Consider the following 21,951-nt stretch of genomic DNA (forward strand, 5'->3'; position numbering starts at 1 on the left):
AAAATTATGAATTAGTCATTACTCATTAGTCATTAGTCATTAGTCATTTATCTTTTACCAATGCCCAATGCCCAATGCCCTTTTACTTAAAACTGTCTTGATTCTAAGTTTAATTCCCATTTTATAAGATTTTCCTCTCTAGCAATTTCTTGCATTCCTAACTTTTCGAGAATGCGAATTGAGGCAATACGATCGTCTGGAGAATGAGAGATAATTTTTTTAAGTTCTGGCTGAGTAAAGGCAAAATTCACTAACGCTTCTACAGCTTCAAAAGCAAGTCCTTGCTGACGATAGGCTGATATCACTTCATAACCCATTTCTACAGTTCCTTGCTCATTAGCTTTGCCACCGAATCCCAAATCGCCAATCAGGGTATTGTCGGCGATGTGAATCATCAGCCACACACCCCAACCCAACTGGGAAGGATCGTCTATTAGCATCTGAGCATACATTGGCAAAATATCTAGCACCTCGGATGCATACCAATCATCAGGAACATCTACACCTAAGAGCCTTTCTACTTCCGATTTGTTTTTTGTCACAACGGCTTGCGCCACTTTCAAGCAACAGGGAAGCAACTCAAGCCGCTGTGTCGTAATGTGTAAACTCTGGTTCATTTGCTACACGCTATTTTTGTCTGCATACCCCTGAATATTTTCTGGCTCAAATTGCCGTAATATCCTGGTTGCCTGCCGAGTCAGAGTTTCAGAACCTTCAACGGCAATTAAGTATTTACCCGCATCCAAGCGGTTACGATAGGGTAAAGCATCACCACTACCTACGAGTAAACCAACTCCCCCACCGACAAATACACCACCCATAGCACCACTAGCAGCACCCAGCAGTCCTCCAACGATGTGATTGCCAACTTCACCCGCCCAGGCAAAAGTCTGTAAACCAGTAATTAGGCTGAAGGTAAAACCTGCAAAAAAGCCGAATGGTATCAGCCACGTTGCCATGAGCCGTGCTTGCTTTTTGGCTTGGTCTTTGGGGTCAATTAAGCCAAACTCGTCAGCGGTCTTATACCCCTTTCCCAGGATGGTGCTGTTTATGCCTTCTTTTTCTAAAGCTAAATAAGCAGCTTCAGCTTGAATCCGGTCTGGTAATACGGCAACTAGGTAATTCATTGATTCTAGAATACTTATCTAATAAAAGTTTTGCCTTAATTACCAGCGTATCAGTCCTGGTTGAATCTATCTCGCATTAGGTAGGAATCAGAATTCAGGAGCCAAAATTTTGTATGATTTATAATTGACATAAAATACTAAATATGCATAGAAGGAAAAACCACATTTGTCGTAGAGGTTTAGCATTGCTAAACCTCTACAGTAATTTTTACATTGATTACCCAATCCCCAATCCGTTAACTGCTCACTTTAACAAATCCAGTGGCTCACAAAAACTGTTCACACCTTGCTTAAGGACATAAATTAAAACAGGTGTTGCCAAAATCTTCGGAAACGCAGGCGTTGTTTTGAGATGTTCCATCATCTTTGGAAGTGAACTATTGAGCAAATCTTCCCGATATTCTTGTTGACAAATGACCGCACGCCATTTTCTAGCCAAAGCATCTAACCATTCAGAATTTGCTCTTTCTGGTTGTTGTCCCGCGCGGATAGCTAGCGTCATCGCTGCATCTTCTAAATCTCCATCACAGTCTTCAATCAAGTCCAGCGCTTCCATATCGCTGGGATCATCTGCCAATTGAGAGCGAAACTGTGCAATTTCTTTCGATGTTACTTTAGTCATGAGTCTTTGACAAGGCGAGCGATGCCTATGGCGGTAAACTACGAACACTCAGTTATGTTAGTTCAATTTTGACACTTCACATGAAAATTGGGCATGGGGCATGGGGCATGGAGATTGAGTTTCTGAACTCCATTAATGAGTATTTGAACTCCATTAATGAGTCTTTGAGGGAAATGAACAAGCCCCCAATGCCCAATGCCCTATACCGAATTTTTAGCAAAAAGCCTCATTTTCCAGTTTAATTACTGAAGAATGAGGCTTTTGGGGGCTTTTCATGAGAAAGGCTACTCAATTCTATGATGCGGTTGAGTTTTGGGTAACTACCGTAGTCCTCTGAGGGTAACAGACCGTTGCAGTTGAGCTAAAGCACGATTGTAATCTAAGATTGCTGTGACTCGATTACCTTCAGCTCTTGTTAAGTCGTTTTCAGAGTTAATCACATCAGTTTGAGTACCTACACCAGCTTGGAATCGTAAACGCGCTAAACGTAGAGCTTCCCTGGCTTGTTCTAAAGCGGTATTAGCGGTTTGAACATTCTCCAAATTAGATTGCTGGGTAGAAAAGGCTTGTTCTACTTGAAAGCGAATTTGGTTACGCTGTTCAGCAAATTGAGTTTCTGCGATCGCAATATTAACTCTCTGCTGAGATGCTCTGGCTCTTGCTGCTCCCCCATCATACAAATTGAGGGTTGCTCGAACTCCAAATGAATAACCATCTGTAACACTAACGCTATCATCAAACTGGTCTAGCAGGTCATAGCTGGCTACCAAACTAATTTGAGGACCGAGTTCTGCAAGGGCTTGCCGACGCTGTTGCTCGTTAATATTACGTTGTGCCAACTGTTGTTGGAGTTCCGGGCGGTTTTGAAAAGCTCGCACGATACTTTGTTCCAACGTCAGATCCCAAAGACCAGCTAATTGTACGGGGTCAGCGGCACTGATATTTATCCCCTGGGGCAAACTGATCCGAGTAGCCAACTGACGACGGGAAATTGCTTGCTGGGATCTAGCATTAGTCAAATCTTGTTGAGCGTTTGCTAAATTCACTTGAGAACGCAGCACATCAAAGCGCGTACCAACACCAGCCCGTTCTAAAGCTTCTGCATCCCGCAAACTAGCCTCGGAGTTCTGCACAGCCGACTGGGCAATGCGTACTTGTTCATCCGATTGTTGTAAATTGTAGTAGTCAGTCGTCACATTCAAGCGAATTTCCTCGGACTGAGTTTCTACAGCCAACTCATTGAAGCGTAACTGTTCCCTAGCTGCGTTTCTACGAGCTTTACCTAAGCCAGAGGTATATAGGTCATAAGACAGCTGTGCTTGCCCAGAAAAAGCTGTATTTGGTTCATCATTAGAGCTTAAGCTGTTTGGTCCGCTTAATTCGTTCTGAAGCTGGCTACTAGAAGATTGACTGCGAGTGAGATCCGCACTAATCCCTAGAGTCGGCAATAAACCAGCTTCCGCTTCTTTTAGGGCATATCGACTGCGTTCTAACTCCAATAACGCCACTTGTAAATCCCGATTGTTGCGCCGTGCTAATTCTAAAGCCTGTCCCAAAGTAATCGGCTGATTTTCCTGGAGTGTCACTTCCTCCGGTTTGGTAGGAAATTGCAGAGGATTTGCAGTCGGAATCAGCTTCTGGGGAATTTGCACCCCACCTGAGGGTACAGGAGTTACGCTTCCTGGTACAGTGGGAGTTGGTGTTAAACCTCCTGGTGTAGGAGTTACACTTCCTGGCACAGTGGGAGTTGGTGTCGAATCCCCTGGCGTAGGAGTTACGCTTCCTGGTACAGTAGGAGTCGGCGTTGAATCTGTGGGAACCGTGGTATTACTCTGAGCTACACGTTTTTCAACATAATTTTGTTGTAGGCAGGTGTTTGAGGTCACCAGCAAAGCAGCCAAAGAGCCAGTTTTGCTTTTTCCCAACTCTTGTTGTGGACACCTTTCGGCTGACAACAGCTTTGCTGCCCCTACACCTGTGGGTGAAGTTTGTAAAAATGTCTGCAACTGAGTAACGGTATTTATCTTTTGAACCACTGGCTGCTGTGAAACAGACAAGGACAAAATTTCTTTTTGAGCAGAAGCGGGTTTGGAAGTGTAGTCAGGAACTACTATCTTCTTTAATTTCTGCCAATAGGGGCTTGAGTTGCTCTGTTTTTGGTTACTTTGGACAGAACGCTTGATATCTGGCTGTTGGGAAGAACCAGAGGTAGGCGTTAAATTCAAAAGTCTACCTTCATCTTTTTGAGCTACTTGTTCTATTGACACATTAGTATTTCCAGCCATCAAAACTGGAATACTCTTATTACTTAAAGGTTTCACACTAAACTTAGTAAAACCAGGAGCAGGTAATAGGGTTGGAATACTAACATTTGCTGTTTTAGGCAATTGCGTATTCATGAAATCTACAGCCAAGGTTTGACCATAAGTAGAAGTCAAAACACTTGAAGAAGACGCCAGCTGTACCCCACTTACTTTCACAGTCTCAGCCCACGCAGGCTGAGTTGTTAAGACCGCTGCTGTCACACCAGGCAAGAAGCTATGGAATAATTGCTGTCCTTTCACCGCATCCCCTCACACGAAAATCAATCTAGCGGCAGAAAACCTTTCTTCACCACAGAATATAGCACGATACTAAATTTAGGAATGAATATACTACGATACTAAATTTAGGATTCGGAACTCTGTTTATCTTCAAAACGTCTAACAATGCGAGAAAGTTCCGCCTTTTCATCGATACTAACGCGAGTAGGAGCACCGCTAACAATCCGTTCGTAGTTCCGGAATGAATCTTTAATTTCTGGGCCATCGGCAGTGATATTATACTCTCGAATGCCCTTATCGTGCCAAGAGCCTCTCATTTTAAATACGTTAATTGCTCGCGACATTTCTCCACGAATTTCTACGTACTGTAACATCAAAATTGTATCGGTAATCGTGGAAATATGAGAGTCGGTAATTGAATGCGATCCCATAAATTGGTCGGTTGTGTTAGTAAAGAAACCCGTAATTTCTTCTTGCTTGGCATAACCAGTAACACCAATCACAAACTGTCGAAATGCATTATTACTGACTCCTCTAGCTAGTGCTGAGAGTGAATCAATAGCTATACGAGCTGGTTTAAAAATCGCAATTTCTGATTTAATAATTTGTAAGTGGTCTTCTAAACCAGTCGATTCGGGATAGGTACAAATTATTTTCAGTAAACCCTGATGTTCTAATTCTTCAAAATCAATTCCCCAAGAAGAAGCGTTGCGAGATAGTTGGGCGCGTGATTCTTCATAAGCAAATAAGATTGCCTGTTCTCCATTAAGACAGCCATCTTGAATAAACTTACTTACTAATAGGGTTTTGCCAGTACCTGTGGCTCCTGTTGCTAAGATAATTGAATCTTTGAAGAAACCACCACCGCACATTTCATCCAAGGTTTTGACACCAGAAGACACTCTGACATTGGAAGAACGTTGAGTTAAGCGCATTGCTCCCAATGGAAAGATGTTGACTCCTTCGTTAGTAATTGTGAAGGGATACTCGCCTTTCATATGAGTTGTGCCGCGCAATTTGAGAATTTCAATTGTGCGACGGCGGCGTTCTCCTTCTAAAACGTTGCGAACAATTACGACATTATCGGAAACAAATTCTTCGACTCCAAAAGAGGCAACGGGGCCATATTCTTCGCTGCGTTCAGTGGTAATCACAGTGGTGACACTCAGTTGTTTAAGACGCGCTACCAGGCGAAAAATCTCACGCCGCACCACTCCCATAGCTTCATACTGCTGAAATACCGCTGTTATTGAGTCTATGGAAACTCGTTTTGCTTTATATTTGCGAATGGCATATTGCAAGCGCTCAATCAGTGCAGAAAGGTCAAAGTTACCAACTATATCTTGACCTTCTGGATCAGGAGATGCATCGAGAATAAATAATTTGCCTTCTTCAATTAAGCGTGGCAAGTTCCACCCAAATATATGAGCGTTTTTAATAATATCACTGGGCGATTCTTCAAAGGTGACAAATACCCCTGGTTCATCAAAGTAGGTGATACCGTTATATAGAAACTGAAGAGATAATAAAGTTTTTCCTGTACCTGAAGTGCCGCTAATCAAGGTCGTTCTACTAACGGGTAATCCACCATGACTAATATCGTCAAACCCCTCGATCATCGTGCGAATTTTTTCTACACCCACAATTAACGGAGGTTTCTTTGGTTCTCTTGGCTCGTTTTGACTCATTGCTTGATAACAAATGGGTATGAAACCCTGTTTTTTATTACTAACAGTCTGGATGCAATTTGTTTATGATTCAATGTTTTATTCTGTAAAGTCTTCTTCACTTAATTCTTCATAAAGTAAATCTAATCCAATTAATACTCTTTCTCTATCTGAAAGATCGCCGATAATTTTGCGAACCGGTGGAGGCAAAATTTTAGACAGTGTTGGCGTCGCCAATATTTTATCTTCTTCAGCCAGTTGCGGGCTTTTCAGGACATCGATCACTTTTAAAGCATAAACACCTTCAAACTCCTGTTCTAAAATATTTTTGAGTGTTTTTAATGCCCGTACTGAATTAGGAGTGTTCCCTGCTACATAAAGCTTGAGAACATAGGTCTTTCTGGCTTTATTCATAAGGAGTTACAGGCTAATGATCACAAGAAAAATACAAGATGCGTTCGCGTATTGGGAGTAACTAACAGCCGTAGCTTGTGCCAATTTGAACATAGATAAATTTAATTTATTTAGAAATCGAAGATCTATAGACTTCGCACAAGTGAGCTAGGATATCTATCAGCGTTAGACGGTAATCGAGTAACGTTTCATCGCTCCTTCCTTCTAATTTTAGCTGTTTGGAAAATTCATCAATTACTTCCATGTGAATTTCGATAATTTGCGGCACAGGAATATTAGCATAAAATATAGTGTTGATAAATTTGTCAATTTTTTCTTTGAGGGTTTTTTCTGTGGTAAAGTAATCTATAAGAATATGACTGTAATCTAACTTCAACTGGTTTAATAATTCTTGACGTTCTCTTAAAGTCATCTCCTGGAAATTCTGTTGCCTTTTTTGCGAGTAACTAGCAAACACATAAAAATGCTTGCCATTATCTGGTTGAGTTGGGTGGCGTTGCAACCAATGTTGTGCAGAGTTGATTGTTCCAGAGGTAGTTAGAGCAATAGGTAGATAGAAAAATTGACCAAGAATGCCAGAAATAAACTTACATATCCAAGCAATTACACCATTTTGGTTGGTTAAATCATCTGGAATATTTAAATATTTGTTAACATCACGTTGCAGAATCAATATAGGTAATAACATTTATTGTCTATCTATCTCCTTGATCGACTTGACCAAGAAGCGCGGGCTGATAAGTGTGGCAAACGCTTCTAGGGTAATACTGGGTGTGCAGTAAATTTGTGGTTCCACCCCAAAATAACGCTCTGTTTCAACAGATAGTTCTAGCCACTCAACAACCTGTGCAGCGACTGAGTGGTAGAACTGAGAAGGTTTTAGATGAGGTATGTATCGGCAATTTATTATTTGTTTGCATATGCATATCTATGTATACAGATAGATAGACTTTTTTATTTTTCTCCTTGATAAGATACTTAAACGAACTTAAAGGAATGTCGCATTCTAAATCATTATAATTCCTCAAGGTTCTAAAGCGAATCTTTGGAGCCATAATTGTTTTAGCCGTGGCTATCGATGAGGAGTTTAAATACCAGTAAGACACTGGTGAGGCTATTTGCTAGAAATGAGGAGCGGCAAAAAGAAAGGTTGCCTCTCTTTGAAAGGTCGGACGCCACCAAGTGTCCGTGAGTGCAAGTCCCATTGTTTTATGGCGTTGAAATCGTAACCAAAATTGCTTATATGAGTCTTCTTAGAGGATATGGCTTCAGGCGCAAAGAACATCGGCAGTTGGCGGATGGGAATGCCGGAGGTTTCCGCAGGAAGAATGACCCCCAAAGCCTTATGTCAATGCTAGATTACCCGCTTTATGACTTTCAAGCAACCGTACCTAGTTGCCCTCAAACAAGTACTCTGGCAGTGGTGCTGGAGATTTTTGAGAAAGAGCAGTGCGATCGCTTGGTAGTAGTGAATCAACAGCAACAGCCCATAGGATTGCTGTACTCTGTCCGTTTAATCCAAGAATTATTAGGCCATAATGACGATAAAAATTTAAATTTACAGCAATCACTTTCCATCTGGGGGCAAGCTCTCATTGACCCAATACAGACAATACCAGTTTCTGAGCGTGTAGAACAATTGAGTTGGCGTTTGTCCCAACAACAAGCTCAAAAACAGCAGAATTTGGATTGGGCGTTGATTGATTGTGATGGTAAATATTTAGGACTAGTGGATACCTCACGGCTGTTGCGATCGCTGGCTAGGGACAAAATGGCCGGCTCACTCAGTTTTGGCGAGCATCCCCATAAATATGATGCTGTACAAACTCACTCTCCAGCACAGATACCAAATCAACCCCAACCATTGGCACAAAAGCCACTGGTGAAGTTGCTGGAAACATTGCCTTGGCCTTTGATGTTGGAAACGGGTAGTGGCGAGGTAGTAGCCAAAAATCCAGCTTGGTGGCAGCAATTAGGAGTTTTAAAAGATCCAGAAGGAGTCAGACAGCAGGTGGAGGCAATACTAGCCCCCATCCGAGTCCAGAAACCCGAATACGTCAACCAAAAAGGGATCAAAGTTCATCCCAATGGTGGTGAAGAACAATCAACCCCACGGGTGTTGATTAGAGGCGAGTCAATGCCCCAACCAGGTTTGTCTACTGTGAACAACCTCAGAGAACAAGAGACAATCACAGAAACTACATCCAGTCGCTGCTTTTTAGATACTCAACTAGGTACTTGTACCTGCATTGTCGAAGTGCAAAATGGTCAGGAACGAATCTGGCAATTTGCCAAAATTCCATTAGATAGCCCAGAGTTAAAAGTTATGAGTGCTGAATCTGAGATGGCACTCAACACTGATTTGTGGTTAGTTTTAGCAACTGATGTCACTGAGCAGCAGCAGCTTTGCAAAGAACTAGCAGCCAAAAATGCCGATTTAATTCAACTAAATCGCTTGAAAGATGAGTTTTTAGCTTGTATTAGCCATGAACTGAAAACTCCCCTGACTGCCGTTTTGGGATTATCGCGATTGCTAGTAGATCAGCAGTTGGGAGAACTCAACGAGCGTCAAGCCCGTTATGCCGGACTGATTCATCAAAGCGGTCGCCATCTGATGAGTGTGGTCAATGACATTTTAGATTTGACCAGGATGGAGACAGGACAAATGGAACTGACACTAGCCCCAGTCAAAATTCGGGCAGTGTGCGATCGCGCTTTATCTGAGGTCAAAGCCATTCACACTCAAAGCAGCAAAGCCACAGCTACACCTGCAACTCCAAATACTCGTTCATCTGCTCCCCAATTCAGCCTTTCCATTGAACCAGGTCTAGACCAGATCGTCGCAGATGAATTACGCCTGCGCCAGATGCTCATTCATCTACTTTCCAACGCCTTTAAATTCACTGAAGTATCAGGGGAAATTGGGCTGCGGGTGAGTCGTTGGGAAGGATGGGTTGCTTTTACAGTTTGGGATACAGGCATTGGTATTCCTGAACACCAGCAACATTTAATATTTCAAAAATTCCAACAACTAGAAAATCCCCTCACCCGCCAGTTTGAAGGAACGGGTTTGGGACTGGTATTAACTCGCGCCTTGGCTCGCCTCCACGGAGGAGATGTGAGCTTTTTATCTCGTGAAGGTAAAGGTAGCCAGTTCACACTGCTGCTACCGCCGAGTCCGCCAAAAGCAGGTTTTTCAGAGCCAGATCTCGAAACTACAGAAGACACACAAAAAGCCCACCAACAGACGGCAGAAATTTTCACAGCAGGTCGTCAGCATGGTGCGACTTCTGGACAGTATCATGCCGCGAGTTCCCAACGGTTGGTCTTAGTAGTCGAAGCAGTAGGCCGATATATTGAAGATTTGACCGAACAACTCAAAAGTTTAGGATATCGCGTAGTGATTGCGCGATCGGGAACAGAAGCAGTAGAAAAAGCTCGGCGCTTGCAACCAATAGCGATATTTCTCAACCCCTTGCTACCCTTGCTCTCCGGCTGGGATGTGCTGACCTTACTTAAATCTGACGCCGCAACTCGTCATATATCTGTAATTCTGACAGCAACGGCAGCAGAAAAAGAGCAAGCATTTGCCAACCGAGCCGATGGCTTTTTAAGCTTGCCGGTAGAATATCAAGTCTTATCACCACTCCTAGAAAAATTATGTACTGCACAAGGAGTTTTGCCGCTAGCATCAGACAATAACGCCAGTACCCCAACTAAGACTCCACTGCGAATTCTCAGGTTGGTGACTCCTGAGTTTGAATCGGCCAATCCCCACTCCTCACTGCGAGAACATCGGGTGATTGAAGTCGATGACTTAGATCAGGCAGAACTCTTGGCGCGGGTGTGGCAATTTGATGTAATTTTGCTCGATGTAGAAAGTACCACAGCCCAAACCTATTTGCAACAACTAATTCAACACCCACGTTTAGCGGCCATACCATTGGTTACTTGTGATGTCGCAACCACCCTAAAAGCCTCACAAATACCAGGTTTATCTGTATTTCCTTACTTAACACCATTTGGCAAAGAGAGCAGCACTCCCACCGAGAAAACAGATGCCTTAGTATCAGTACTGCAAATTGCTTCTGGTGTTTGCTGCCCTCCCAACATTTTAGTAGTGGATTTGACTATGTTGCGTGATTTACCACAGGTAAGACGCAAGCAAGCCAAAGGTTATCGTACAGAAAAAAATTCCTCCATCACTAGTGAAACACCTGAACGTGGGTCTGAGTGGTTCCAAGCTTTAATTCAGTACCTACAAACAGCAGGCTTCAAAGCAGCGATGAGTCCGTGTTGGGCAGAAGTTTTACAACAAATTCGTCATCAAAGCGTTGACTTGTTATTAATTTGCTTAGGAGAATCAGCTATCCATAAAGATGTACTCAAAGCATTGAAAACATTGGGAGATTCTCCTTTGGATTTACCACCAATTTTAGTACTCAACCAACCATTAAATCGCCCATCTCAGCCTGGGGTCGCTGACAATGAAATTGAGAAGCAAAAGAAGAATGGATTGGAATCAGTAGAAACTATTGTCAATGCGATCGCTAATCGGATATTACCGCGATCTATCTCAATGGAAGATTTGCTAAACCAAATTAATCAAGCTTTAGCTATCAACAGTCAAAATGAAAAATGTTGATTTGGTTATTAGTCCTCAGTCATTAGTCCTTTGTCCTTTGCAAACGACTAATGACCAATGGCAATTTTATGATATGTCTATTTTTTCTTTTTTCTTTTTCAAAAAAGGAATGCGAATCAAATTATAAGCACCCTTAGTGGATAAATTCTTGTAATCATCTGGCTGTAAATCCATTTGCAGAAGTTTTTTCTGTTCAGCCAACAGCAGTAGCGAAGGAGGTTTTAGGCCTTTGGCTGCCTGGTTTTGAAGATGTTCTAGAGCCTCTTGGGGAAATCTGAAATAATTTACGTGAGTTTGACTATAAAATACTACGCTCGGCTTTTTAAAGCCAAGCATAACCAATTCTTCATTTGGTTGTTGAACTTCTTGTATAGTTGCAGACAACTCTCTTAAGGGTAATTGACGTTCGCGATCGATAAAAAATGAAGCAGGCGTGAGGACAAAAATTAAAAACGCTACAAATCCGAGTAAATTTATACCGATTATAGAGTTCCAGCGACGACTCAGTAGTAATCCCGCAACCAAAACAGCAGAAACGAGCCAAATTAGGCCGCCAATGACTGGTAAACCAGATTGCTTAATTAGTTCGTGGAAGTTAGTTATAGCTGGATCGCTACCTAATATATGGGTGATGTTAAACATTGCCGTTGCCAGAACTGATAAAAACGCTACATTCACCCAACCACTCCAGAGGAGGAAGGACGTGGGGACACGGGGACGCGGTGAGGAAGTCGGAGTCTTGGCGGTTTCCGTCGAGTCCGAACTTGCGAACCCGAAGGGGGACGCGGGGACTAATTTCTCCGTGTCTTCGTGTCCCCCTGTCTTTGCGCCTTCTTTTTGCGTACTTACAAAAAGGTCACACCACAACAGGGCTACTAGAATGGCTGCTGCTGGCATTAAAGGCAATACGTAGCTGGGAAGTTTGGTAACAGCAATGCTAAAAAAGCCAAATATGCCAACAAACCAGAACCCGGCAAATAAACTCAATTGCTGAAAACGTTGTTGAGAAAGCCAGTGCGATCGCTGCCAAAATTTCAGTCTGAATAGTGCTATGGGTAGATACACTGAGTATGGCGCAAAGCCTAGCAACACTATTATAAAGTAAAAATACCAAGGTGCTGAGTGACCATTAACTACTTCTGTAAAGCGTTCTAGGTTGTGATAACCGAAAAAGGCATTAATATAATTCCAGCCATTGCGCCAAATCACTAATACATACCAGGGTACTGATAACCCAAGAATTATCAGTATACCTACGAACAAGCGCATTTCTCGAAATACCTCTGGCAGCTTGCCCACGTAAAGCAAAAAGGCGAAAACAATTAGCCCAGGTAAGACGATTCCCACCGGGCCTTTAGTTAAAATTCCACCAGCGATTAGCACATAACAAGCTAAGTACCACTGATTTGGGAATGGGAATCGGGCAGAAGAAGACGCGGTGATTTCTTTGTCCGTGTCTCCGTGTCCCCCAGTCCCTCCCTTGGCGTACCCTAGAAAGAAACACAACAAAGCTGATGCCATGAAGCCAGTAAGCAACATATCAGACACGCCGGTTCTCGCCCAAATTATTGTTTCGCCATTGAGCGCCATCAGGGCTGCTGCCAAAAAGGATATTAAGTAGCGGCGAGTAGGACGTGAAACTTGCTCGAATTCGTCTTGTTTAGCCAAATACCATTGCACAGTGTAAAAAGCTAAACAAATTAAGCCAAATGCAGCGATCGCAGAAGGAAGGCGTACTGCCCATTCATTCACTCCAATAATTGCATAGGCGATCGCCTGACACCAGTAAATTAAAGCAGGTTTATCGAAACGAGTGTCACCATTAAAAAATGGGGTGATCCAATCACCTGTAATGAACATCTGGCGGGAAGCTTCTGCAAACAGCGGCTCTGTCTCATCAATCAAGCCAATGTTGCCCAAATTCCACACAAAAGCTATCCAGCCAATCATCATCAACCACAAAATCGACGCTGTTACACTGAGGGTTGAATTCCTTCCCATTTTGTTGAACCACTGATTGACAGTGCCCTTAACACTCAATTTCATTCTCATTAGTCAATAGTCAACAATTACTAGTCAATAGTCGTTGGTTATTTATATTTTGTTCTTCTTCAAAAAAACAAGTGCTGAATAAGTAATTGAGCAAAATTAATTATACGTGCTTAAGGTGAAGTTTGAAGTAAGCTGTTGCGCCTACAAGTTGCACCATTTTTATTGTCAATAAAAGCTGGAAACCTTCTCCCTTGCTCCCTGCTCCCTGCCCTGCGGTCTCAATGTGCAAATTAAATGCTTAACAGCTTAGCACAGAGGCAGAGGAACGGAGCGGAAAATAATAACTCTTGTACAGACAAGGGTTAATCGCGTCTCTACTCCTAACTCACCACTCAGCCCTCAGCACGACTTATGGACTCAGTGTTAGTTGCCATTCTTTACTTTGGGAATTCCATTTGGGTTGTTGAGTTTCTCCAACAACATAGGGGCCCCAATAACGACGGGAACCATCTTGTGCAAAGGCAACTAAAATATCTCCCTTTTCCAGCTTCAAATTATTCTGAGGTAGAGATAAAATCAGTCCCTTGTCATTACCTTCTTGAGGAGCAAAATCCCAATGTGCCGGGACATCATATTTAGTCTGTGCAGCACTAGAGCCTTTTGCTACAGACTCTCGCGCCAGTAAAGCTAACCGCACAGGCTGATTAGTTTGATTGCTCATCCGCAAAGTTCCCCGATCTTTGACTTTGGTAGCTGATTTATCACGATTTGCCAAGACAGGATAAGTATTCTCCTTAGTGCTATTTTGCACTTGCTTGCTTGGGTTCGTTGCTACAGTCGGTAGATTACTAGGTAAGATATTCTTTTCAGGTGAAATAGCTGTAGATGAAGCTGTACCCCACTCAGAAGTATCGGGTGGCAGTTGTGAAGATGTATCTGGGTTTGTAGACTCAAAGGATACGCTCACTCCCAAGCATCCCACCAAAGCAACAAGCAGTCCCAAGCAACAAGCTGTAACACTGAGGTTACGATACACTGAAGATTTCATATTGATTAATAGTTATTAGAAATAAATATTTTGTCTAGGCTTAACCAAATAGTAGGCCTTTATCACAAAAGGCGATCGCACAAAGTAGCCTAATATAGATTTTCCTCAAATTATAGTGAGGAATGTATGATAAATATCATTTCAAGTCACAAACATTTGCAGGAAATAATTCCTTTGGTGTTTGATTAACAAGGGGTGTAGAGACCGATTGCTTGGTTTTTGTCCGTAAGCTTCCATAAAAAAAGAAAATTAGATACTTAATCAGGAAATTCATTTGTATCAAACAATAAAAGTTTAGTGAAACCGCTAGCGGTCTCAACAAAGTCTCTATTGCCAAACCTGAGATAAATCTAGGTAGTATATTTGATCTTGGATGTGGGAAGGTAGCCTTTTAAGAGGCTATGTAGTTCCCTCAAGATGATAAAATTTACAAAAATTTTGAATAGACACTGGAAGCTCAGTAGATATTTATAATATTAACAAACAAGCTGATGCTAAAACCAATTTCCTAGATTTAAATATTGATAGATTTCAAGATATGTTGACTTTTTCCCAAAAGTCCCTTTAATGCAAAACACACGTCTTAATAACTTGTTCGATGCCATTGCTAGACAGTTGGGGCAATGGTTCCTAAATCCTTGGCGGCGAATATCGTTGCTGATAATTAGTTTTTTGTTCGGTTTTTTTCTGGGAAACGCAGCTTCCACCACAGCCGGCCAACGGGCAGAATTAGATATCGTGGTAGCTGGTTTTTTAGTAGTGTTGACGGAAATTACTAGCAGAATATTTTACCGTCAGAGTTTTTTCACCAGGCGATCGCTCTTGGTAGACTCATTAAATCTCTTGAAAATTGGCTTCACCTACAGCCTGTTTCTGGAAGCCTTTAAGTTGGGATCGTGAGAAGAGGCAGTGGTTCGACTTCGCTCACCAACCAGGCAGGGGAGCAGAGGGGCAGGGGAGCAGGGGGAAATTATGGTTTCAGAAGTGAATGAAAGCTGGCAGCAAGAAGCAAGAGAAGCAGCGTTGGCGGATGGGTTGAGGGCAAAGGCTTTTGGAATTACGCCGGAGAATGTGGATGAGGTAATTGAAAAGCGATCGCATTTACTAAAATCTGTTTTGCCAGCTTTTAACGAGTTCTGCCAAACTACCCTGCAAAGAGAACCCAAGGAAATGTTACAAGTTTTGTGGGACTTGTGGTTGCCTTTGGGTATCAAACTCGCATCGCAGCGTCAAGAGTTGGGACGCCCTTTGATTCAGGGAATATTAGGAGGACAAGGCACTGGGAAAACCACAATGTGCAAAGTTCTAAGCTTGATTCTCCATCAGTTGGGATACCGGACTGTGAGTTTGTCTTTGGATGATTTATATAAAACTTACAGCGATCGCTTGCTTTTAACACAGCAAGATCCCCGCTTAATTTGGCGCGGGCCACCAGGAACTCACGATGTAGATTTAGGTTTAAATGTACTAGATGAAATCCGCGATTTCCAAAGTCCAGTTATGATTCCCCGGTTTGATAAATCTGCGTATAGGGGTGCTGGCGATCGCACTAATCCAGAAATCGCTACAAATATAGATATATTGCTATTTGAAGGTTGGTTTGTGGGTGCGCGACCAATCGATCCAGATTTATTTGATACTGCACCGCCGCCAATTGTTACAGACGAAGATAAAGCATTTGCCCGCGATATGAATCTTCGCCTCCACGATTATCTATCACTGTGGGAGCGATTAGACAGTTTAATTGTGTTGTATCCCAGTGATTATCGGTGTTCTTTGGAGTGGCGAAAACAGGCAGAACACCAGATGATTGCTGCGGGTAAATCGGGAATGAGCGATGCAGAGATAGAGCAATTTGTCAATTATTTTTGGCGATCGCTCCACCCAGAATTATTCATCAAACCATTAGTAAAAAATGCAACATTGGTTGATTTAGTAATTGAGATTAATAGCGATCGGAGCATTGGGAAAGTGTATGGCGATGTACTAATTCGTAATTCGTAATTCGTAATTCGTAATTCGTAATTCGTAATTCGTAATTCGTAATTTGTAACTACTAATATCATAATCCAGCTAATTACTTATGATTCCCACAGTCATTACACCACTCCCCTTAATCCCCTCCTCGCTTGCGGGGAGGGGAGACAAAGCGTAGCTTTGGCGGGGTGGGGTTCTTCGAGTTTAATAAGTAAGCAAACGGACATGATATGAATTCTCAAGCAAATTAGCTAAAAACACTATAATTTCCTTAAAGCGCGATCTATCCTACTTCTTAAACCAAAAATGCCAGAGGAATCGTTACGGCTTTTCTTTTCTTATTCTCACAAAGACGAAGCTCTACGGGATGAACTAGCTAAACACCTGAGCATATTAGAATGGCAGGGCGTGATTTCAAGCTGGCACGATCGCAAGATACTACCTGGAGAGGAGTGGGATTACCAAATTAATGAGAATTTAAACACCGCCGACATCATTCTATTGCTTGTTAGTCCAGATTTTCTTTCTTCTGAATATTGCTGGGATGTCGAAGTTAAGAAGGCAATAGAACGGCATCATGCTAGAGAGGCTTGTGTTATCCCGGTTATTCTGCGAAGTGTTGATTGGAATGGCGCACCATTTGGAAAACTTCAAGCTTTGCCTAAGAATGCTGAACCTGTAGTGTCAAGGAATTGGCATAATCAAGATAAAGCCTTCACTGATGTAGCTATAGGAATTCGGGCGGCTGCTGAGAAGCTAAAGAAGGAAAGAGACGAACAGCAAAAACAGGAAGCAGAAAGGCTGCGACTACGGGAACAAGAAAAGGAAACCAGAAAGTTACAACAACAGCAACAAGAAAGGCTGCGGCTACAAGAACAACAAGAAGAAGCAGATAGGCTACAAAGACAGGAAGCAGAAAGACTACGAAGACAACAAGAACAAGAAGAAGCACATAAGTTACAAAGACAACGAGAACAAGAAAAAGCCGATAAGCTACGACTAGAGCAGCAATCTACTGGTAACGATCTCCTCTCTGAGAAAGGCGTAGACTATACGCGGTTGCGCGATTTACTTAAAGCAGGGAATTGGAAAGAAGCGGATCAAGAAACTCTGACTGTTATGCTCAAAGCATCAGGCAGAGAAGAAGAAGGCTGGCTTGATATTAAATTTATTGACAACTTGCCTTGCACTGACTTACGCACCATTGACCAACTGTGGGTAAAATACAGTGATGGGCACTTTGGGTTTAGTGTGCAAAAGCGCATTTGGGAAAGCGTAGGAAAAAACTACGGAAAGTTTGGCGATTGCGTCGGATGGCGAAAAGGAATGTTTTTTAATAAAGACTGGCTATATTACTCAGACCTAACCTTCACAAGAAATTCTCCGCCAGGACACTTGCCCGCCGAGTCAGTCGTTGAGATGGGGGTCGCTTACCGTCCTGGTGTAAGGTTTTGGTGGGGGCATCGTTTCGTTTCTACTCTCTTCTCTCGCGTCGAGACTTGTAAACTTTAACATATAAGGCTTACAGGAATTAATGGAGATTCACAAACAAGTCATTTCACACGAAGTATTGCGGTTTCTACGTTTCCGTTAGCTGGTACTGGGCAGAAAAAAATTCTTCTTGTTGTGCTTGTAGTACAATGCAAGCTTTTTGGCTGTCATAGCAATTAGCAAAGATAAATTTGCTTGCTACTTTTTCTATTTCATGGTTACTTGCTTCCCATTCATCCCAAGGTAGTCTCATTTGTCCTGGATTTTGCGATTACTTTCAAAGTTGACTTTTGACTTTAATCAAAAGGGCGTGCAGTGATATTCCACTCATCGATCAAAGCTTGTAAACGTTCGCTTAAAGTCTGCGAGAAATTAGCTATGTCTTTTGCTGTATGGCAGAAGCAATAGTCAGTATTATAGTAAAGCAGCATCAGGGCAAGGCGAAAGCCCATCGCACAAACTGACCCAGTGAATTGTATAAATAACTATGAATGTACAACTTGTTAATTCTCTTGTAGAAGTGGTACTAAACCTCTCCCCCGAAGAGCAAAAACTCTTTCAAGAAAAGCTTAGTAACAAGCATTTAACGTTACTAACTAGTAAACCTAAAACATCATCAGAGAGATTATTACTTTGGCAAGAGTGGATAGATACAGCACCAAAAAGCTATGCCAACCTTGATGATGAAGCTTTGCGTCGAGAAAATATCTACGATGATGAAGTATGACCAATTATTTATTAGATACTAATATCCTGTTACGCTCTAAGGATATAGCCTCACCTGATTACAATCTTGTCCATCGCACAATCAGGTATCTAATATCTAATAATCATCGATGTTTTATTACATCTCAAATTTTAATTGAATTTTGGGTTGTAGCCACTCGTCCTGTAGCTGTAAATGGATTTGGATGGACACCAGAAGAAACCGAACTCTCGTTGCAAATGCTAATAAATCAGTTTGAGTGGCTAGAAGAAACACCAGATATATTTCGCCTTTGGTTTAGCCTCGCTACAACTCATAAAATTTCAGGTAAACGCACCCACGATTTACGCATACAAGCAGTAGTCCTTGCCCATAGCATCAGCCATATTCTGACTTTAAACCCAAAAGACTTTCTAGAAGTTGAAGGAATTACTATTATTCACCCCAATAGCATAAACAGCTAGAGGCTGGGATTTAGTGCGATGGTAATTTTTCTTTCCGTGTTTGAAAAGTCTGACAATTTGTAAAAAAGCTCTCTCAATATCTTTAACTACTTGGAAAACCTCCAGCTTGAAAAATCTGTTCGGCAGTTAAATTCAATTCTGGGAAAGTAGGCGAGATGATGAAATCAGTACCTCTAAATTGAGTAACTTGGTATTCACCATCGATTAATTGATAAATAGATATAGTAGGCTGTTTGGGGTTGCCAGTGAATTTTTTAGCGCCTAAACCGAGATAATCTACAACCCAATATTCAGGAATTCCAATCACTTCATATTTACCTTGTTTTGTGTAGTAGTCATCATCCCAATTGGTACTAACTACCTCAACTACCAAGGGAATTGATGCCGCATAACATACAGTTGATTCTTTTTTCCATAGCGGCTCATTCACTAAATTCAGACGATTTAATATCAACACATCTGGCGAGTAGGCAGACACGGAATTAGAAGGTTTTATCAACGCAGTTTTGGGTATTGTATAAGGTAAATTTAATCGGTCAAATTCTACTGTTAGTTTTCTAGCTATAAAACCAACAACATCTTCATGGTCACCAGTTGGTTGGGGCATTTCAACAATTACACCATCATGTAATTCATATCTTCCGCCTTCAGGTCGCCACGCTGCAAAATCTTCAAAGCTTACTAGTTTGGGTATGGCTTGACTCATAAATTCTTGCCTTGGCTTGTATGTTGCCTCAATACTTGCTTTTAAAGCTGACAAATTGCTTTTAAAATTTGTAACAACTGATTTGATCGCTCTCTTTCCATCAAATTTAATTCTGGCAACAGATAATAAATAGGGGGATTTCCTTGTTCGATATAGACAAACTGATAACTTCTACCATTAGTCGTTAATCCCCAAACTGATTTTTGATTATCTAAATTTTTATAAGCGTAAGTGAGTAGCTGAGGTAAACCTGTTGATATATCAATCTGACTATTTTTAGATTCAATTAACAGTACCCAAAAATATGTTTGAGGTTTTGTATGTTTAGCTTTACTAATAGCTAAAATATCAAATCTTCCTTTAATTTTAATATCTTCATCTTCAACTTCAATATCAGCAATATTCTCTTCCAAAACAATCTCAATCGGATAGCGATAAAAGCCAGCTAATCTTAATAAAGGCGCAACTGCAAGAAACTTTACCTGACCTTCAGAAACTTTACCACCTTTCAGGTAGCGTCGAAAGTCATTTCTAATTTGCACAAGTTCTTGTTGTTCTACTTCCGTGAGAGGTTGCAGCGATAAGTAGTTAGAAAATGATTCACTGTACTGTTCTTGAAAGCCAAACAGACGCTCAACTTCTTCTAAAGATAAATTACGAGCATTCAGAATTGTCATATATTTTTGGTTGATTCAGGCGCAACTCAATCCAAATTCCCTATATAAAGCCTATCTTAGCCCTTGGCTGATTACCTGAAATACAAAAAATTCGTACTCAGCACAGCTGTGCAGTGCTCACAATTTAAGCCTTGGCGAATGGAATTCGCTGCTACACAGGCGAAGTCCGCCTGCGCGGACTCAAGGAAAATCAACGTTTTGAAACCCAGGTCGCTGGGTTTTGTTTGTATAGACACGGTTTCTAACCGCCCGTTTCGCTTCAGTTCTACAGAGTAAATGGTTTGCGGTTACGATCTATCAAACGATCCCATTGCATAGTTAAGGTGCTTCCCATTTTTTCCTGTTGTTTTGCCCACACCGATAGTAAGTCTAGGCAAGAGTGATCTATATAAGCCAAGTCTTGCATATAAACATGCAATTCACTTCCTGGAGGCACAAGTTCTAAAATGTTCGCCAACTTTGGTAGCCTCACAAATGTTGCTGCGCCTTGTAAATGAATGTCTATTCGCTGATTATTTTCGTGCTTAATTATTTGGACATTCAGCACCGACATTTTGTGAATTAGTAAAAGGCCTGTTAACAGAATCCCTATTAAAACACCTGTAATTAAGTCAGTAACAACAATGCCTATTAAAGTAGCGGAAAATATTACCAGAGGAAAACGTCCATACTTCTTTAATTGGCGAATATGTTCTACCTCGATTAGTTTGTAACCAGTAACAACTAGAATTGCTGCCAAACTAGAAATCGGAATTATTTTAAGCAATGTTGGGGCTGCAATTACTAAAATTAACAGCCATAAACCGTGAAGCATGGTCGATAATCTCGTCTTAGCACCAGCTTCTACGTTGACAGAACTGCGGGCTATTACTCCTGTCATAGGTAAAGCACCCAAAAAGCCACATATAATGTTGCCAATTCCTTGGGCTGTTAATTCGCGATCAAAATTGGTTCTTGTCCCGGTATGCAGTCGATCTACTGCTACGGCTGAAAGCAAACTTTCTGTACTAGCGATGAATGCAATGACGATCGCATCAATCAAAACTGGTGCTTGAATTAAACCTGGTAAGCTGGCAATTGTTGGTAATTGAATTGCTTGTGCCAGATTTGCAGGTACGTCAACATACTGAATCGGGAATCGATAGAATGTTGCAATGACAGTGCCAATTACAACGCCGACAAGCGCACCAGGTATCAATTTCAAACTCCTGGGTTTAAATTTTTCCCACAGCAAAAGGCTGATAATAGTTGTTACACCGATGAGTGCTGCAAGGTGATGAGCGCTACTATCAATAGGAAACAAAGCTTTGTCAATAGCGTTGGGAATAGATAGTAAATTCTCAATCCCATGTATGCGCGGTTTGTCGTCTAGCATGACATGAAATTGGGAAGCGAAGATTAATACCCCAATACCTGCAAGCATTCCATAAATTACAGCTGGTGACATGGCGCGAAACAACTGGCCGAGTTTAAATATACCTGCGAGTAATTGAATTAAACCGGCTAACAAGAGAATCGGCCCAACCATTTCAATGCCATATTGTTGAACGACTTCTGCAACAACCACCGCCAGCCCAGCAGCGGGGCCGCTGACTAGCATTGGAGAACCAGAAACCGCACCAACAATAATTCCGCCTACTATTCCTGTAATTATGCCGCGGGATGGCGGAAGTCCCGAAGCGATCGCAATACCCATACAAAGAGGGAGGGCGACAAGAAATACCACCAATGATGCTGGTACTTCGGTAGTAAATGAGGATTTGTCTGCGATTGTTTTCAAATTTCTCATTTGCTTCTCCTCCAATGAAAATTTTTCAAATTTTGACGTGACAAACTGAACCATTACAATGCAGCACAAACTCGGTTTGCATT

The 21,951-nt window shown here is 41.8% G+C and carries 19 protein-coding genes; 6 read left to right on the top strand and 13 right to left on the bottom strand.

What is annotated here, in order from left to right:
* Positions 1-86: 86 nt before the first annotated feature.
* The 7 genes from ACM0OY_RS25315 to ACM0OY_RS25345 form a co-directional block, all read right to left on the bottom strand.
* On the bottom strand, positions 87-617 hold the full coding sequence (locus ACM0OY_RS25315) for a GNAT family N-acetyltransferase (RefSeq protein ID WP_414571581.1): 531 nt from the start codon (positions 615-617) through the stop codon (positions 87-89).
* Between the two features lie 3 nt (positions 618-620).
* Positions 621-1,127, bottom strand: coding sequence for a hypothetical protein (locus ACM0OY_RS25320; protein WP_414571582.1), 507 nt, complete (start codon positions 1,125-1,127; stop codon positions 621-623).
* Between the two features lie 244 nt (positions 1,128-1,371).
* On the bottom strand, positions 1,372-1,749 hold the full coding sequence (locus tag ACM0OY_RS25325; protein WP_414571583.1) for a hypothetical protein: 378 nt from the start codon (positions 1,747-1,749) through the stop codon (positions 1,372-1,374).
* Positions 1,750-2,069: 320 nt separating this feature from the next.
* Positions 2,070-4,313, bottom strand: a complete 2,244-nt coding sequence (locus tag ACM0OY_RS25330) for a TolC family protein (RefSeq protein WP_414571584.1) — start codon at positions 4,311-4,313, stop codon at positions 2,070-2,072.
* 104 nt (positions 4,314-4,417) lie between these two features.
* Positions 4,418-5,980, bottom strand: a complete 1,563-nt coding sequence (gene kaiC, locus ACM0OY_RS25335; RefSeq protein ID WP_414571585.1) for a circadian clock protein KaiC — start codon at positions 5,978-5,980, stop codon at positions 4,418-4,420.
* A 78-nt stretch (positions 5,981-6,058) separates the two neighbouring features.
* Positions 6,059-6,373 (bottom strand): circadian clock protein KaiB, encoded by a 315-nt coding sequence (kaiB, locus tag ACM0OY_RS25340; RefSeq protein WP_073642657.1) that lies wholly within the window; start codon positions 6,371-6,373, stop codon positions 6,059-6,061.
* Between the two features lie 106 nt (positions 6,374-6,479).
* The gene (locus tag ACM0OY_RS25345) at positions 6,480-7,061 is read right to left on the bottom strand and encodes a KaiA family protein (RefSeq protein WP_414571586.1); all 582 of its coding nucleotides are present in this window, start codon (positions 7,059-7,061) and stop codon (positions 6,480-6,482) included.
* A gap of 657 nt (positions 7,062-7,718) precedes the next feature.
* Between ACM0OY_RS25345 and ACM0OY_RS25350 the strand changes: the two genes are divergently transcribed.
* Positions 7,719-11,018: an ATP-binding protein gene (locus ACM0OY_RS25350; RefSeq protein WP_414571607.1), complete on the top strand. Its 3,300-nt coding sequence runs from the start codon at positions 7,719-7,721 to the stop codon at positions 11,016-11,018.
* A gap of 66 nt (positions 11,019-11,084) precedes the next feature.
* On the opposite strand, the gene ACM0OY_RS25355 is transcribed toward ACM0OY_RS25350, so the two are convergent.
* A complete protein-coding gene (locus ACM0OY_RS25355; RefSeq protein WP_414571587.1) occupies positions 11,085-13,070 on the bottom strand; it encodes an ArnT family glycosyltransferase in 1,986 nt (661 codons plus the stop codon).
* 349 nt (positions 13,071-13,419) lie between these two features.
* Positions 13,420-14,058 (bottom strand): hypothetical protein, encoded by a 639-nt coding sequence (locus ACM0OY_RS25360; protein ID WP_414571588.1) that lies wholly within the window; start codon positions 14,056-14,058, stop codon positions 13,420-13,422.
* 567 nt (positions 14,059-14,625) lie between these two features.
* Between ACM0OY_RS25360 and ACM0OY_RS25365 the strand changes: the two genes are divergently transcribed.
* The 3 genes from ACM0OY_RS25365 (at position 14,626) to ACM0OY_RS25375 (ending at position 17,547) form a co-directional block, all read left to right on the top strand.
* Entirely contained in the window at positions 14,626-14,958 is a 333-nt protein-coding gene (locus ACM0OY_RS25365) for a DUF565 domain-containing protein (protein ID WP_414571589.1), read from the top strand.
* A gap of 72 nt (positions 14,959-15,030) precedes the next feature.
* Positions 15,031-16,062 carry a glycerate kinase gene (locus tag ACM0OY_RS25370; RefSeq protein ID WP_414571590.1) on the top strand — a complete coding sequence of 344 codons (1,032 nt, stop codon included), beginning with the start codon at positions 15,031-15,033 and terminating at the stop codon, positions 16,060-16,062.
* A gap of 279 nt (positions 16,063-16,341) precedes the next feature.
* The gene (locus tag ACM0OY_RS25375; RefSeq protein WP_414571591.1) at positions 16,342-17,547 is read left to right on the top strand and encodes a GUN4 domain-containing protein; all 1,206 of its coding nucleotides are present in this window, start codon (positions 16,342-16,344) and stop codon (positions 17,545-17,547) included.
* Between the two features lie 67 nt (positions 17,548-17,614).
* Here the strand turns inward: ACM0OY_RS25375 and ACM0OY_RS25380 are convergent, their stop codons facing one another.
* Entirely contained in the window at positions 17,615-17,779 is a 165-nt protein-coding gene (locus ACM0OY_RS25380; protein ID WP_414571592.1) for a hypothetical protein, read from the bottom strand.
* 234 nt (positions 17,780-18,013) lie between these two features.
* Between ACM0OY_RS25380 and ACM0OY_RS25385 the strand changes: the two genes are divergently transcribed.
* The gene (locus tag ACM0OY_RS25385; protein WP_414571593.1) at positions 18,014-18,253 is read left to right on the top strand and encodes a hypothetical protein; all 240 of its coding nucleotides are present in this window, start codon (positions 18,014-18,016) and stop codon (positions 18,251-18,253) included.
* Positions 18,250-18,696 carry a type II toxin-antitoxin system VapC family toxin gene (locus ACM0OY_RS25390; RefSeq protein WP_414571594.1) on the top strand — a complete coding sequence of 149 codons (447 nt, stop codon included), beginning with the start codon at positions 18,250-18,252 and terminating at the stop codon, positions 18,694-18,696. Before ACM0OY_RS25385 ends, ACM0OY_RS25390 begins: the two co-directional genes overlap by 4 nt.
* Before the next feature lie 82 nt (positions 18,697-18,778).
* On the opposite strand, the gene ACM0OY_RS25395 is transcribed toward ACM0OY_RS25390, so the two are convergent.
* The 3 genes from ACM0OY_RS25395 to ACM0OY_RS25405 all read right to left on the bottom strand — a co-directional run bounded on the left by ACM0OY_RS25395 (position 18,779) and on the right by ACM0OY_RS25405 (position 21,868).
* Positions 18,779-19,402, bottom strand: coding sequence for a Uma2 family endonuclease (locus ACM0OY_RS25395; protein ID WP_414571595.1), 624 nt, complete (start codon positions 19,400-19,402; stop codon positions 18,779-18,781).
* A 41-nt stretch (positions 19,403-19,443) separates the two neighbouring features.
* The gene (locus tag ACM0OY_RS25400) at positions 19,444-20,079 is read right to left on the bottom strand and encodes a restriction endonuclease subunit R (RefSeq protein WP_414571597.1); all 636 of its coding nucleotides are present in this window, start codon (positions 20,077-20,079) and stop codon (positions 19,444-19,446) included.
* A gap of 265 nt (positions 20,080-20,344) precedes the next feature.
* Positions 20,345-21,868, bottom strand: a complete 1,524-nt coding sequence (locus ACM0OY_RS25405) for a SulP family inorganic anion transporter (RefSeq protein ID WP_414571598.1) — start codon at positions 21,866-21,868, stop codon at positions 20,345-20,347.
* Positions 21,869-21,951 lie beyond the last annotated feature (83 nt).

Origin of the sequence: Nostoc sp. CCY 9925 (genome assembly GCF_963920935.1) — a bacterium.
Classification (GTDB): Bacteria; Cyanobacteriota; Cyanobacteriia; order Cyanobacteriales; family Nostocaceae; genus Nostoc.

What these genes read in the sequence shown, in the direction of transcription:
- ACM0OY_RS25350 (WP_414571607.1), top strand. Translation starts at nt 7,719, where the DNA reads ATGTCAATGCTAGATTACCCGCTTTATGACTTTCAAGCAACCGTACCT.
- ACM0OY_RS25360 (WP_414571588.1), bottom strand. Translation starts at nt 14,058, where the DNA reads ATGAAATCTTCAGTGTATCGTAACCTCAGTGTTACAGCTTGTTGCTTG.
- kaiC (WP_414571585.1), bottom strand. Translation starts at nt 5,980, where the DNA reads ATGAGTCAAAACGAGCCAAGAGAACCAAAGAAACCTCCGTTAATTGTG.
- ACM0OY_RS25325 (WP_414571583.1), bottom strand. Translation starts at nt 1,749, where the DNA reads ATGACTAAAGTAACATCGAAAGAAATTGCACAGTTTCGCTCTCAATTG.
- ACM0OY_RS25380 (WP_414571592.1), bottom strand. Translation starts at nt 17,779, where the DNA reads ATGAGACTACCTTGGGATGAATGGGAAGCAAGTAACCATGAAATAGAA.
- kaiB (WP_073642657.1), bottom strand. Translation starts at nt 6,373, where the DNA reads ATGAATAAAGCCAGAAAGACCTATGTTCTCAAGCTTTATGTAGCAGGG.
- ACM0OY_RS25385 (WP_414571593.1), top strand. Translation starts at nt 18,014, where the DNA reads ATGAATGTACAACTTGTTAATTCTCTTGTAGAAGTGGTACTAAACCTC.
- ACM0OY_RS25405 (WP_414571598.1), bottom strand. Translation starts at nt 21,868, where the DNA reads ATGAGAAATTTGAAAACAATCGCAGACAAATCCTCATTTACTACCGAA.
- ACM0OY_RS25370 (WP_414571590.1), top strand. Translation starts at nt 15,031, where the DNA reads ATGGTTTCAGAAGTGAATGAAAGCTGGCAGCAAGAAGCAAGAGAAGCA.
- ACM0OY_RS25365 (WP_414571589.1), top strand. Translation starts at nt 14,626, where the DNA reads ATGCAAAACACACGTCTTAATAACTTGTTCGATGCCATTGCTAGACAG.
- ACM0OY_RS25355 (WP_414571587.1), bottom strand. Translation starts at nt 13,070, where the DNA reads ATGAGAATGAAATTGAGTGTTAAGGGCACTGTCAATCAGTGGTTCAAC.
- ACM0OY_RS25375 (WP_414571591.1), top strand. Translation starts at nt 16,342, where the DNA reads ATGCCAGAGGAATCGTTACGGCTTTTCTTTTCTTATTCTCACAAAGAC.
- ACM0OY_RS25390 (WP_414571594.1), top strand. Translation starts at nt 18,250, where the DNA reads ATGACCAATTATTTATTAGATACTAATATCCTGTTACGCTCTAAGGAT.
- ACM0OY_RS25395 (WP_414571595.1), bottom strand. Translation starts at nt 19,402, where the DNA reads ATGAGTCAAGCCATACCCAAACTAGTAAGCTTTGAAGATTTTGCAGCG.
- ACM0OY_RS25320 (WP_414571582.1), bottom strand. Translation starts at nt 1,127, where the DNA reads ATGAATTACCTAGTTGCCGTATTACCAGACCGGATTCAAGCTGAAGCT.
- ACM0OY_RS25315 (WP_414571581.1), bottom strand. Translation starts at nt 617, where the DNA reads ATGAACCAGAGTTTACACATTACGACACAGCGGCTTGAGTTGCTTCCC.
- ACM0OY_RS25345 (WP_414571586.1), bottom strand. Translation starts at nt 7,061, where the DNA reads ATGTTATTACCTATATTGATTCTGCAACGTGATGTTAACAAATATTTA.
- ACM0OY_RS25400 (WP_414571597.1), bottom strand. Translation starts at nt 20,079, where the DNA reads ATGACAATTCTGAATGCTCGTAATTTATCTTTAGAAGAAGTTGAGCGT.